Origin of the sequence: Bacillus carboniphilus, assembly GCF_039522365.1 — a bacterium.
GTDB classification, from domain to species: domain Bacteria; phylum Bacillota; class Bacilli; order Bacillales; family JC228; genus Bacillus_BF; species Bacillus_BF carboniphilus.
This window is the reverse complement of sequence record NZ_BAAADJ010000046.1, coordinates 1-12455: the sequence shown is the minus strand read 5'-3', so window position 1 is coordinate 12455 and position 12455 is coordinate 1. Positions and strand designations below refer to the sequence as shown.

Genomic DNA, 12455 nt, shown 5'->3' with positions numbered 1-12455 from the left:
GATTCCGCGTCACCACGGACACCCTTGCGTTAAGCTACTGCTACTTCTGCCTTCACAGTTCGGGACTTGCACCCTATAGATTGCACCCATGCTGGGCGCACAAAAAAAAAATAACCAGGGTTACCCCTGATTATTTTCAGCTTCCTTTTCAAGATATAGGTTTCTTACCACATAGGTTTTATATAATTCTAATTTTTTTCTTTCAACCGGATGATAAAAGATCCCTTTTTCTTTTAATTTTTGAATATACCAACCTTTAGTCCCAACGTATGCCACTAAGAATACCCCTTTCAACTCTTTTATTTCAATGTATGCTAGGAATAAAAGAGTAGAACTGGGGGCATTAACTTTTACCAACTATAACTTTTCATATGACTTGCTTAATACATCCTGTCCCCCGTTAACATGGAAAATGGAACCTGTAATAAAATCGGAATTGTCATCGCATAGGAAAACAACCATTCTTGAAATATCTTCACCTGTACCAGGTCTTCCTACCGGCTTACTAGAATCGTGAATCTCCTTTGCTTGGTCAATACGTTTCTCTTTCCAGTCTTGTGTGATATCACCAGGACAAATCATATTGACTGTCACTCCATAAGGAGCTTCTTCTAATGCTATGGTTTTCGTTAAAGATGCGAGGCCAGTCTTAGCAGCAGCAAAGACAGATCGGTACATCCATGCTGGAGCAGATTCAACCTTTTCAAATCCAAACGTAATGATTCTTCCCTTATTACCTCTCAAAACGGGCATAAGTGTTTTTAATATATAAAAGGTCGAGGAAAGATTACCTGTTATTAACTCATTCCACTCCTCTTCCGTATAGTCTACAAGCTTCTTTCTTTCGACTATATATGGTCCGGCATTTAAAATGAGAACGTTTAAGTGTGGAACCTGTTCTAGAACATAACGGCTAACTGATTTACACTCCTGCACATTTGATAAATTTCCTTTCACAAGTTGAACCTTAACGTTATATGTATTTTGGAGATTTCGAATCCACGGAAGGGTATCCTCGTGTTCAGTTCTATAATTGATGACTAAATCAAAGCCCTCCTTAGCTAATGCCTCGGCCGTACATTTTCCTAATCCTCGAGTGCCCCCTGTAATAAAAGCAGCTTTTCTAGTCAAGTTTGTCACCCCTTTACCCTTTGTACATTTATACTAATACCGTTTCACGTAATTTTCAAATAAGATAAAATCCACTCTACATTGTATTTATGTGAGACAAAGTTAGATTATTAACAGTTCATGGGTTAGAGCATAGGATATTACATAATAACGGAAGCCTTTGCTTGTTTAGAGAATACTTACATAGGGAGGGAAAAGACTATGTTTCCTTGGAGTTGGAAGTCACCATTTAGTTCTAATCAAGAAAAAGAGAATCAAAGTGGAGGGGGGCCCTTTCCATCTGGGCAATTTCAAAAATATATGGATCAAATGATGAACCAGATGTTCCCTCCGCAATTCAAACATATGATGAATAGTCCGGGAGCATGGGCGGGGTCAAATCAAAATGCACCAACAAAAGGAAGCTCCCCCTTCCAAGAAACTGTATTTGAAACACACGATGACGTCTATGTTCGGTTATCGATAGGAGAAACGGATTGGCTTCATAATATGAAAGTTAGTTACAATAGACACCAATGCATCATTACAGATTCTCCAGAAGAAGGAGAAAGTTGGACTATTCAACTTCCAGCCATTGTGAAGAAGAAAGGTGCTAGGGCTTTGTACAAAGATGGGATTCTTGAAATTAAGATACCCAAAAGTATGGAATGGCAGGAAACGGAAATTGAATTACCACCCTTTTAATGTACTCTTAATATCGCGTTGTTTGTTCAGGTTGTACGCCTTCTTCCGCATGAATAGACAATATTTTATCGTAACAATAAAAAGGTTGTTCTTTCCCATATAAATAAATAGTCCCTCTTTTTTCATAACCTAATTTTTCAAAGAGTGTTTGTGCCTTATTATTAAGTGAATAAGTATCTACTTTCATGTAAAATACATCATTTTCAGCTGCTGTTTTTTCTGCAAAAGTAATAAGCTGGGAAGCCACCCCTTTTCCCCTAGTTTCAGGGTCCACTGCTAATCGATGAAATAAATAGGCTTCTCCACTTTTCCTCCAATTTACGGAAGCATATTCCTCTGGTTCACTCTGATCAACAGAAACCGAACCCACAATTTTACGATCCAACTCTGCAACATAAAGTACTTGGTTATCAATATCTTCTAAAAAGTGTTCCTCTTGAGGATAGTATCCAGTCCATTGGTCATTATCATTAGCTTCCATGAGTTCTACTGATTTTTTAATGATATCCATAATTCCTGGCAAATCTTCTTTCGTTGCTAAACGTATGAACAATCCAGTCACCTCATTTAATAACATACGTCCATAGTATGTGCTAAGAATAACGAGTAAAACACAAAAAACCTCAGGGGTTACCTGAGGTTTTCCATCTAGACGTTATTATAATTATTTTCCAATAAACATTTGAGTCCAGTAGTTACCACTTTCAACATGACCAACACCAATATGAGTAAAGTTTGCATTTAAGATATTTGCACGGTGGCCTTCACTGTTCATCCATGCTTCCACTACTTCCTCAGGAGAACGTTGACCCATAGCAATGTTTTCACCGGCTGCGCGGTATTGAATACCATAACTTCTCATCATATCAAAAGGTGATCCGTAAGTAGGACTTGTATGTGAGAAATAACCGTTCTTTTGCATATCTAAAGATTTGTCTTTCGCTACTTTACTTAGCTCTGTGTCAAGTTTCAATGGCGCTAATCCATTTTGTGCACGGTATTGGTTAGTTAGATCCACCACTTGTTTTTCAAATGCAGAAACAGAAGAAGTTTCGTTTGTTGCAGGCTTCTCTACTGGCTTTTCTGCTGGTTGTGGTGCAGGAGCTGGAGCAGGTGCTGCTGGAGCTCCTGCTTTTGGTGCTTCTACCTTTGGTGCTTCTGCCTTTGGTGCTTCTTCTTGTGTTGGAGTGTTCCATTGAACTTTGTTCCAGTCAATCCCATATTGTCCTAAGATCTTTTGTAGATAGGATTGAATCTCATTTATATTTTTAACTTGGTAAGTATATACCTTTGATTGTACCTTTACGTCTGCAGCATCAGCCTGATTCATACCAGCTCCAGTGAAAATTAGAGTTGCTGCAGCTACAGTTGAAATAATCCATGACTTTTTCATGAATGATTGCCTCCTTCAAAACTTGTTTGATTAGCTTACGAGACAATCATACACCACAGTTTTTGTAACAATAGAGGATGAAACTACCAATTCACACCCTTTACTTGTCCAGCAATTAGCTTATTCCACAATTTTTCATATTAAAAGATTGATAACAGGGATGAATACTAGACTAATAAGACATATGGATTAAGTTGGTAATAAACCCATGTTGTTAACTAAGCTCCATTATTTGGGTTTATAGGAATATTATTAGTTATAGGAGGGGATTGACAAGATTTTAGCTGTCCCCCTAGTGTTACTTCTATTACAAGTCCATAACAACTGTTTCTGTTTAATTTTCATTTAAATCTTCAAGTACCTCAATATAAAGATTGATTAGCGCAACTTTATCCGCTGCATTTAAAAAATCTGCACAGGTGATTTTCTTTATGGCTAAATAGAACCTTTCTTGTTTCCCTTTCCTTAATCTTGGGTGCGTTTGTTCATCTAATAGGTCTTCTCTAATCCACTTTTCCGGGGTCGTTTGTTCTTCTATATTTCGATTGTTCCACAATCTAGATAAAGCTGGAAGTAACTTCTGATTATTCATATAGGCACCTCGTCTTAATCCCATTATATACATACTTTTTATTATAATCCCAAATACTAAACCTAGTACAAATTAGGGAGGTAGATAGCGATGAGCTCACCATATCGTTGTCCAAATTGTAAAACGAATCGTTCAAGATTTAATATTATCCAGCAGCAAGCTGAGTCTGTTAAATTAGATCCTCAAACCGGTGAAATTGTACAAAGATTTACGGATGAAGACCGTGATGCATTCCACATGGGATATAAAGGGCCAGAATATAAAGTCCAATGCGGGGCTTGTGGCTTAGTGGAAGATGAAAGAATGTTTGTGAAGTTCGGTGAAACAAAATAAAGAGAAACAGGCTGAAACAATTGTGTTTCAGCCTAATATTTTTTAAAAATAAATTAGTATACCCCGTCTGAAATCCATTCAGCATCTACTTTCCAACCTCTAGTTGGGGAAAGTTTAACAAGATGGATTTCATTTTTATATGTTTTTCTACCTATATCTTTATGAATCCATTCGTACTTTACTGGTACCTCTAAATAAAAGTCAGTTTTATTATCTTTAGGAATGGAAAACGACACGAGACTAACGTTGTTCATCTCATCCCATACCTGTTGCCATTTTACCTTCTGACCTGGAACTATAACAGACTTTACAATCGTTTCGTCGTGTTGTTTTAAACCAGCAAAGAAAGTATTAACGACCTGTGAAGCATCTGCATCTCTAACAAATTCTTCTAATTTTCCAGCAGCCTTTAAAATCATTAGGTGGTGGGATAAATCTTCGTCATTTGATTTGTGTGTCTTACTACCGTAAAAATGTATACAAAAATGCCCTGGAAAGCCGTTTTTTAAACTACCAGCACCATGCGGCATACCATGCATAGAAGCAGCAATCCATTCATCTTCTACCACAACAAGAATCGCTCGTCGCTTCCAACTCCATTCCCCGTTATAGATTTCCTTCATCATTTTCGTATCCTGATGACTTAATGGTTGTACATCCGCATGATAATTCCCCGCTCTTCTTTGCACCATAAAGCTTTTTCCGGTTTCAACATCAACTACCTTAAAGATTGAATACTTTGGAAGTATGTGATTCACTTCTTCCCAACTAAGCATTTCAACCTGGTAAGACAATAATGTATCAGGATCTGGTTTAACTTCAGCACTTACCATATTAAATAAGCTAAAAAAAAGAAGAATCCAAGGAACAAGTAAAAGTATTTTTTTCATAAGGAATCACACTTTCTCCTGTTATATATGGAATTATTCTTTTCCTAGCATGATACATTCATACTGCTAAAATATCTCCAGTTAAGGGTAAATCTCACCTGCAATTCCTTACTTTACAGTTTCTCATTAAGGTCAACCATCATCTCTTTAATGGTTTCTTTTACAAATTCCTCAATTTTCTCTGTGGGATACTCCGTTATGTATCCCACTAACTTAAACCACTCCTCTTTACATTTCCAAATGGAAAGCCTTGCGTTAGGAATGTACTCTCCGTCCTTTTCAATACCAACTTCTATAAATGAGTGGTATTCTTTTTGAAAATAGTTTTGTTCTTTCGTAACATGTTTGTTCTTCGTTCTAAGGAATTCAACGATGAGCTCTAAATCATGTTCCTTAAAATTGTTTGTAAATAAAGATGATACTTGTTTACAAAGAAACTCACATTGATGTTCTATTTCCTGTATTTTATTCTGAATATCTTGATTGAGTTCTAATATAGGTTTCAACACTTTTCACCTCATGTGTCATACAAGAACACATTGTAATGGATTAGATGACATTACTCAAATAATTAGTTTGTTCATCCTAATTACCTACGTTTATCATTTCTTCTAAACTGGATTTTAGCCAAAAAAAAAACTGGGCTAAGAATAAAATCTAAAGCCCAGCTGGTGAGTAAGAACGATAATCCGGTGAGTCATAAGGTTGGCTAGATTCCGTATCTTCCTCCATTTTATTTTTTTCGTCCTCTTGCGGTTGGCCAAGTACTGGTATAACCATTTCATCACCATTCTTAATAATGGTAGAGACCATAGAAATGATTTCACTATAATCCATATCACTTTGAACATAGGATTGACTTTCCTTTAATAAGCCAGGTATTTTTAACATTCCATTAAAGCCCTGTAACTCAGTCATGACTGTATCCTTAATACTTTGTAGTACTTCTGGTTGATATAATAACTTTGAGAAATCACTCTCAGTTCCAAATGATAAAAGGTCCTTTCCTGACAAAGTATACGTATCGGGTTTTATTGAAAGCTGAAGATCATTCACCATTTGTTCTGTCACAGCAATTTCAATGCCATCTGGAACTATGTTGTCAAATAGCTTCATAAATCCTTCCATATCCACTGAAATTGTATGGTCTATAGACACTTGATGCTGGTCTTCTACCCATTGTTTTAGTCCCTTTGCGTCTAAGGAATCAAGTTTGTCCATTGGAAGGAGAGACTTCATTGAAATTTCTTCCATCGTTATTTCCTTTGAAGTTGGTTCAACTTTTGCTAACAATAATGGGAGTGTTACGGGTTCATTTTCATTTGAAAATAAATTATCTTCCCATAATAAGAATGTCTGCATTAGTTCTGATTCTGTTAGATCAGGTTCCGAATCTCCTTTAATAAATTCAGATATTTTTGGTACCTCTTCGATTGGATTCCAATATTTTGTTTCCTGCTTGGATGAACCATCATTCTCCTCATTCACCCATCCATATACAAAGCCAACGAATAAAGCACCTGCTACTAAAAGGAACCCAAATAAATATTTAAACATTTCGCCACCTCATTCTACTAGAAAAGCCTAGTAGACATTTTGGGACTTACATTATAAAAATATACTTGGTGTTTGTATCAATTGTATTACAATTTTTTTGTATTTAAAAAGGCACCAACAAAATGGGTGCCTTTTATTATGATGCTGTATCTTCCTCTACCTCTTCGTCTGTTTCTTCTGTAAGACCTAAATCTTGTTGTAGAAGTTCTACCGCTTTATTTACTTGTGTATCACTTTCTTGAATTTTAACACTTAAACGACTCATTAACTCAATAGTCGTTTCTGCCGTTAGAATACCTGTTTCTTCAAGTCCAGCTTCTTTTTGAAGGGTCAGCACAGCATTTTTAGTGGCTTCATCGAAAAATCCATCTACTTCACCAGGCTCAAGTCCAATAACTTGAAGCATGGTCTCTGCGGTTTTAACCTCTTGGCTTTGCATCGACTCTTTTAGTTGAAGATCAGGATTTAGAAAAGGTAAGAACGCAAACTCTGGAAGACTGACTTCATAGTCAGGCTTAACTCCTTTTTCATGAATCCAGTTTCCATTTGGAGTTAACCACTTGGCAGATGTTAGCTTAATGTTTGAACCATCCTCAAAATCAAACGCAGTTTGCACTGTTCCTTTCCCAAATGAGGTCTTACCAACTAGTGGAATTCCAGCAGACTCAGAAACAGCACCAGCTAAAATCTCTGAAGCACTTGCGCTTCCTTCATCAATCACGACAACAACCGGGAGGTCTAGTGGATTTGACTCAGAGGAAGCAAATTGCTCTATACTTCCGTCATTATGTTCCACTTGGAAAAGTAGCTCACCTTTAGGCACAAACATGCTTGAAACTGAAACTGCTTGTGTTAATAGCCCACCTGGATTTTGACGAATATCCAGCACTAAACCTTTCATACCTTTTGCTTCTAACTCCTTCAAAGCTTCCTTTAATTCTTCTGTTGTATTGGTTGAAAAACTCGTAATTTGGATTTTTCCTATATGGTCATTTATCATTTCACCATATACGGTTTTGATTGGAATTTCATCTCTAGTAATAGTTATATCCATTGGTTGATCTGTACCAGCTCTTTGGATCGTTAAGGTAACTTTAGTCCCTTTTTCGCCTCTAATAATCGTAACGGCTTCTGTTGCACTGTAACCACTAATACTTTTCCCATCAACTGCAATGATTAAATCTTGAGGCTTTAGCCCAGCTTCTTCAGCAGGTGAACCTTTAATTGGAGCGACGACCATAATAAATCCGTCTTTCTCCTGAATTTCTGCCCCTATCCCCTGAAAAGAGGAAGAAATATTCATATGGAAGTTTTCTGCTTCCTTTTGATTCATGTAGTCTGAATAAGGATCTCCAAGCGCATCGAGCATTCCGTTAATTGCACCATCTACTATATCAGTTTGATCCAATTCATCGTAATATTCATCTTTGAGTAGGTCGTATGCTTTGAATAGCTTATTAAATTCTGTCCTTGTAGGAACACCGACCTCTACCACTTTTTCATCCCCAAATGCTAGAGCAAAAGTAGTAATACCAGCTGTTAAAAATACAACAAAGAACAGCAGCATAACAAAATGAAAAGGTTTAATTCTAACCCATCTCGTTATATTTTCCTTTGGTTCCTCGGGATTTTCAGACTCCATTATCCCCTCGGTAATTTCTTCATTTACCTCTTTTGTCTGATCCTCTGTATTTAGAGATTCATTATTCTTTTCTGTCATAATCATTTCACCACTTTCATCAATCAAACGTGGGGGAGGTTTATATACTATTTCAAATCAACTTATTCTAGAATATCATGAAAAATCTTATTTGAATACTTCTATCCCTCTAAAATGTAGACTTAACCTTTCCTAAGTGTACAATTGTACTTGTAGAAAATCCTACTGCAGAGATAGCCAGTACTGAATGTAGAAAAGCGTATGTGCCAATAAATTGATAACCCAAAAGAAGAACTAAACCATCTATAAAGAAAATGATGAATCCAACATTCCAATTCGTCCATCTAGATATGCATTGTGCAGCTAAATCCGTTCCTCCAGTAGTAGTATCCTTTATGAGCATAAGGCCTATGCCTGTTCCGACAAAAAGTCCACCTAATAAAGCACTAATCATAATAGGAAGTTCAAACCAAGTATGTATTGGAGCAGTGAGATCAATTAACAAAGAAGAAACCAACAACCCATGAACACTATTATAAAATAAAGGACGATAAGCAAAGAAAGCCATTACATACAAGGGTATGCTTCCGCAAAGCATGACCAATCCCGTAGGCAAGTCCCATATATAATGAACAATCAATCCAATCCCAATCATTCCACCATCCAACAAATGGTACGGTACTAGAAATCCATTTACTCCAATACCGAGCAAAAAACTACCAATCATTATATGTAATGCTTTTTGTACCATAAACATCCAACCCTTATGATTTATACCAATAAATATATGTGTAGATAGGTACAAGCTTTCCTATTGATTGGATGTTCTATATCTAATTTATTTTGATTACTTCTTTAGGCTATCAACAAGAGAACCATATTCATGAGCATGGTTAGCTAACCATTCCCCTTCTACCGTTGATTCAAACTGGATATAATTCCTTTTTTCACTTTACATAAAAAAAGGTCAGTTCCTCCAAAGGAACAGACCTCCATATATAATTACTTAGTTGCTGCTTCCAAAGCAACTTCAATCATTTCATTGAATGTTGTTTGGCGCTCTTCAGCAGAAGTAGCCTCACCAGTTAAGATGTGATCACTTACCGTTAAAACAGATAGGGCTTGTCTTCCAAACTTAGCTGCAAGAGTATAAAGTGCAGCTGTCTCCATCTCCAAAGCTAAAATGCCGTATTGAGCCCACTTTTCATGTTCAGCGTTGTCGTTATAGAAAAGGTCAGCAGTGAAAACGTTTCCTACTTTAAGCTGTAAGCCTTTTTCGTTTCCTGCATCATATGCATTTTTTAACAATTCAAAGTTTGCTGTTGGAGCATAGTCGACGCCACCAAACGTAATACGGTTCATTTGACTATCAGTGGAAGCAGTCATTGCTAAAATAACGTCACGAACTTTAACATCCTTTTGAATGGCACCACAAGTTCCTACACGAATTAGCTTTTGAACGTCATATTCCGCCATTAGCTCATTGATATAGATAGAGATTGAAGGAACCCCCATACCTGTACCTTGAACAGAGATTTTCTTCCCTTTATATGTACCTGTGTAACCAAACATATTACGTACATCATTATATTTTTCTGCGCCTTCTAGGAAGTTTTCCGCAATATACTTTGCACGCAATGGATCCCCAGGTAGTAATACTGTATCAGCTATGTCACCTTTTTTTGCACCAATATGAATACTCAAACTTCATTCCTCCTGAATATGTAATGAACATTGTCAACTATATCACAAACTAAAAAGGAAGAAAATTATTTCCTCCTTATCAAGAACTAACCATTGTTATTTTTGCTTTAATGTGCATCCTATTATACAGATTCATTAAAAAGATTATGTAGAAAGAAGGGAATTAAATGGGAAAGAAACATAGAGCTCGCATCAATGGACAAAAGAAAAACAATCATATACCAGCAGAACAAAATGTAGCTGAGCATGAAGCCCATGCAAAAGAACATGAAGGAAACAAACGAAAAAATAGTCCGGGTAGCAACATAACAGAGTAGTGTAAACAAGGCGGCTTTATCTCACATGTAAACGATGAATGGGAAAGAAGCCGCATGGTTTAAGCTGATAATAAAAATGGCCATTTTTGCCTTCATCAATAAAGACAATATCTCCTGTAGTCATATACCGTGCATTATACTCCTTTGGTAATAAGTCTCTAACATTCAGTGTCCGAAACACCTCATACATCACATCAAAATGATCTTCACCAACCAAAACATTTCGATAGACTTGCCTGTAACCTCTTTTTTCTCCAAAACAAGGTGTCTGAAATACAGTTACATCAAATTCGTTTTCCCCTGTAGCAACCGCTTGTTTTGTTCTCATCCAATTCTCTCCTTATCGAAACCTTGTTAGGAAAAGTATTTGCGATAAAAAGAGAATTTCCTCTATCTATTTTTGGAATCTTTTGTCGATTACAGAAAAAATAGTTATTTCTATCAAAAACGTTTCATAGATTTGTATTACTAGATTTGAAAAATAGATAGAAACGAGGGTTATAAATGAATACAAATCACTTTAAAGAAGAGACAACTGATATAGAAATGGTTATGGACAAGATACTTGCATTTTTTTTCATAGGAGCAATCGTTTGTTTTATTCCTGTTGGAATTCAGTTATTCTTTTAAGAGTTTATCTTCCCCATAAAGTCGGCTAATTTCTTTTGCTAACAGCTTTAATTTCTTAACGGTAACTTTCATTCCTGTTTTGTATTCTTGATTTCCGAACCATTCATACAACAATTTATAATCGTTATATAAATCAAGGAGCTGGTCAATAGCTTCTTTTTTCTGCTCAAGTGCCGTTTTTTGTTTTCCCTGATCTATATTCTTTTTCTTTAAACTCAGCTTCTTGTCGGGAGATTTTTTATTTGTCATATATAAGAAGCCTAGTTTTTGCATGTAGGTGTCAGCATGGCTTGCATCGGCTATAAGTGTCAAGTCTTCTTCTCCTACCTCTAACCAAACTCCGTCTTTCACACTTGAAAGCTCATATACAACATCTTCCCAAGCATCTTCTTTATATCTCCAAATTTCAGTACGGAATCCAACAACTTTAAACAGTTCAGCCCCCCGTCCTTTTACTTGGACAAGGTCCCCAATGATGAATTTATACTCAATGTCAATTTGTTCTTTACTAACAATTTCACCATCGTATTCAGACAATAACACAAGAGCAGTTTCTAAAAACAAACCCTCACTATGATTTACTTCATACACAAATGTTTCTTCAATGGTTTTAACATCTGTAATTTTCCCAACAGTGCCATAAAGTGTTATGACAACCGTGTCGCCAACGTTAAATTTAGCCTTTTTCCGCTTTTCCATGGCCTCCCATCACCTGCACTATTGTTTTGGTACGATATTATATGCAAGATGATTTTATTTGGGAAAAGACAAACTGATTAACTTTCTTCTAAAAGGTACAATTCCCACGCTTCATCGAATACTTTCATCGATGAGATGTAATCAACATTCATTTCTAAGTATGAACTTATCTCGTGATATTCTTCAGCCAATTTTGGAAAACTGTGATCGTCGTAGGCATGGTTTGCAAAGAATTCTATTTCTTCTTTTGGTTCAATATTTCGGTATTTCATCAAAAAATGGTAAAACGACTTCGCCATACCTCTCACTCCAATTTATTCTTTATAGTACTGACATCATAACAAATATCCATTCCTCCTACTAGGAAACTTTAATTATTCAACACATTTTGGAGTGTTAGGCAAGAAGGGAAGAAATTAAAAAACCTCCGGGCAGGAGGTTTTAGTGTTTTTAATTTGTTATGGCTGTTTTTTATTTAGTATTTACCGTAACAAACTGCTCCGATAATAATTAATAGAATAAACAACACGACAATTAAAGCAAACCAATTATTGTGGCAAGGACCGTAAGCAGGTGCTACTTGCGTAGGATAACAACAGTGATCGTAATGATACATAGGGGTTTCACTCCTCAATTTAGTTTCATTTTCAATACTACCCTATGAGCAAATAGTCCAATTCGACTGTGCATTCGCCCATGTTTTCACAAAAACTTTTAGGCAAGTGAAAGAAAGTAATTATGCATAGAAGTAGAATTTGAGCAATCGAGTAGGAGGGGGTGACTAACCCCCGACCTCTCACACCACCGTACGTACCGTTCGGTATACGGCGGTTCAACTATGATTGACGTAAAAATTCATATCGTT

19 protein-coding genes are annotated in these 12455 nt (G+C 36.4%); 4 read left to right on the top strand and 15 right to left on the bottom strand.

The window, feature by feature from the left end; all coding sequences use genetic code 11:
• Nucleotides 1-120 precede the first annotated feature (120 nt).
• A complete protein-coding gene (locus ABDZ91_RS14540; RefSeq protein ID WP_343800159.1) occupies nt 121-276 on the bottom strand; it encodes a DUF2639 domain-containing protein in 156 nt (51 codons plus the stop codon).
• An 81-nt stretch (nt 277-357) separates the two neighbouring features.
• Nucleotides 358-1131: an SDR family oxidoreductase gene (locus ABDZ91_RS14535; RefSeq protein WP_343800157.1), complete on the bottom strand. Its 774-nt coding sequence runs from the start codon at nt 1129-1131 to the stop codon at nt 358-360.
• A gap of 201 nt (nt 1132-1332) precedes the next feature.
• Between ABDZ91_RS14535 and ABDZ91_RS14530 the strand changes: the two genes are divergently transcribed.
• On the top strand, nt 1333-1815 hold the full coding sequence (locus tag ABDZ91_RS14530; protein WP_343800155.1) for an Hsp20/alpha crystallin family protein: 483 nt from the start codon (nt 1333-1335) through the stop codon (nt 1813-1815).
• 7 nt (nt 1816-1822) lie between these two features.
• Here the strand turns inward: ABDZ91_RS14530 and ABDZ91_RS14525 are convergent, their stop codons facing one another.
• The 3 genes from ABDZ91_RS14525 to ABDZ91_RS14515 all read right to left on the bottom strand — a co-directional run bounded on the left by ABDZ91_RS14525 (nt 1823) and on the right by ABDZ91_RS14515 (nt 3800).
• A complete protein-coding gene (locus ABDZ91_RS14525) occupies nt 1823-2368 on the bottom strand; it encodes a GNAT family N-acetyltransferase (RefSeq protein WP_343800153.1) in 546 nt (181 codons plus the stop codon).
• A 111-nt stretch (nt 2369-2479) separates the two neighbouring features.
• Nucleotides 2480-3208, bottom strand: a complete 729-nt coding sequence (locus ABDZ91_RS14520; RefSeq protein ID WP_343800151.1) for a CAP domain-containing protein — start codon at nt 3206-3208, stop codon at nt 2480-2482.
• Between the two features lie 334 nt (nt 3209-3542).
• A complete protein-coding gene (locus tag ABDZ91_RS14515; protein ID WP_343800149.1) occupies nt 3543-3800 on the bottom strand; it encodes a hypothetical protein in 258 nt (85 codons plus the stop codon).
• Nucleotides 3801-3890: 90 nt separating this feature from the next.
• On the opposite strand from ABDZ91_RS14515, the gene ABDZ91_RS14510 reads away from it, so the two are divergent.
• Complete coding sequence (locus ABDZ91_RS14510; protein WP_343800147.1) at nt 3891-4133, top strand: DNA alkylation repair protein; 243 nt, start codon at nt 3891-3893, stop codon at nt 4131-4133.
• Nucleotides 4134-4186: 53 nt separating this feature from the next.
• Here the strand turns inward: ABDZ91_RS14510 and ABDZ91_RS14505 are convergent, their stop codons facing one another.
• The 6 genes from ABDZ91_RS14505 to deoD all read right to left on the bottom strand — a co-directional run bounded on the left by ABDZ91_RS14505 (nt 4187) and on the right by deoD (nt 9944).
• A complete protein-coding gene (locus tag ABDZ91_RS14505; RefSeq protein WP_343800146.1) occupies nt 4187-5023 on the bottom strand; it encodes a hypothetical protein in 837 nt (278 codons plus the stop codon).
• Nucleotides 5024-5136: 113 nt separating this feature from the next.
• Nucleotides 5137-5529 (bottom strand): hypothetical protein, encoded by a 393-nt coding sequence (locus tag ABDZ91_RS14500; protein ID WP_343800145.1) that lies wholly within the window; start codon nt 5527-5529, stop codon nt 5137-5139.
• A 151-nt stretch (nt 5530-5680) separates the two neighbouring features.
• Nucleotides 5681-6580 carry an LCP family protein gene (locus tag ABDZ91_RS14495; RefSeq protein ID WP_343800144.1) on the bottom strand — a complete coding sequence of 300 codons (900 nt, stop codon included), beginning with the start codon at nt 6578-6580 and terminating at the stop codon, nt 5681-5683.
• A gap of 136 nt (nt 6581-6716) precedes the next feature.
• Nucleotides 6717-8222: a lmo1851 family serine protease gene (locus ABDZ91_RS14490; RefSeq protein WP_343800161.1), complete on the bottom strand. Its 1506-nt coding sequence runs from the start codon at nt 8220-8222 to the stop codon at nt 6717-6719.
• A 187-nt stretch (nt 8223-8409) separates the two neighbouring features.
• On the bottom strand, nt 8410-8991 hold the full coding sequence (locus ABDZ91_RS14485) for a YitT family protein (protein WP_343800142.1): 582 nt from the start codon (nt 8989-8991) through the stop codon (nt 8410-8412).
• A 251-nt stretch (nt 8992-9242) separates the two neighbouring features.
• Nucleotides 9243-9944: a purine-nucleoside phosphorylase gene (deoD, locus tag ABDZ91_RS14480; protein WP_343800140.1), complete on the bottom strand. Its 702-nt coding sequence runs from the start codon at nt 9942-9944 to the stop codon at nt 9243-9245.
• 167 nt (nt 9945-10111) lie between these two features.
• Here deoD and ABDZ91_RS14475 point away from each other — a divergent pair, with 167 nt between their 5' ends.
• On the top strand, nt 10112-10261 hold the full coding sequence (locus tag ABDZ91_RS14475; protein WP_343800138.1) for a hypothetical protein: 150 nt from the start codon (nt 10112-10114) through the stop codon (nt 10259-10261).
• Nucleotides 10262-10277: 16 nt separating this feature from the next.
• Here the strand turns inward: ABDZ91_RS14475 and ABDZ91_RS14470 are convergent, their stop codons facing one another.
• Nucleotides 10278-10589 (bottom strand): hypothetical protein, encoded by a 312-nt coding sequence (locus ABDZ91_RS14470; protein WP_343800136.1) that lies wholly within the window; start codon nt 10587-10589, stop codon nt 10278-10280.
• A gap of 176 nt (nt 10590-10765) precedes the next feature.
• Between ABDZ91_RS14470 and ABDZ91_RS14465 the strand changes: the two genes are divergently transcribed.
• Nucleotides 10766-10891, top strand: a complete 126-nt coding sequence (locus ABDZ91_RS14465; RefSeq protein WP_343800134.1) for a hypothetical protein — start codon at nt 10766-10768, stop codon at nt 10889-10891.
• Here ABDZ91_RS14465 and ABDZ91_RS14460 read toward each other — a convergent pair.
• From ABDZ91_RS14460 to ABDZ91_RS14450, 3 genes are all read right to left on the bottom strand, one after another.
• Nucleotides 10880-11590 carry a hypothetical protein gene (locus ABDZ91_RS14460; RefSeq protein WP_343800132.1) on the bottom strand — a complete coding sequence of 237 codons (711 nt, stop codon included), beginning with the start codon at nt 11588-11590 and terminating at the stop codon, nt 10880-10882. The two genes, ABDZ91_RS14465 and ABDZ91_RS14460, sit on opposite strands and share 12 nt — an antisense overlap.
• 77 nt (nt 11591-11667) lie before the next feature.
• Nucleotides 11668-11889, bottom strand: a complete 222-nt coding sequence (locus ABDZ91_RS14455; RefSeq protein ID WP_343800130.1) for a YozE family protein — start codon at nt 11887-11889, stop codon at nt 11668-11670.
• 176 nt (nt 11890-12065) lie between these two features.
• Nucleotides 12066-12206, bottom strand: coding sequence for a YjcZ family sporulation protein (locus ABDZ91_RS14450; RefSeq protein WP_343800128.1), 141 nt, complete (start codon nt 12204-12206; stop codon nt 12066-12068).
• Nucleotides 12207-12455 lie beyond the last annotated feature (249 nt).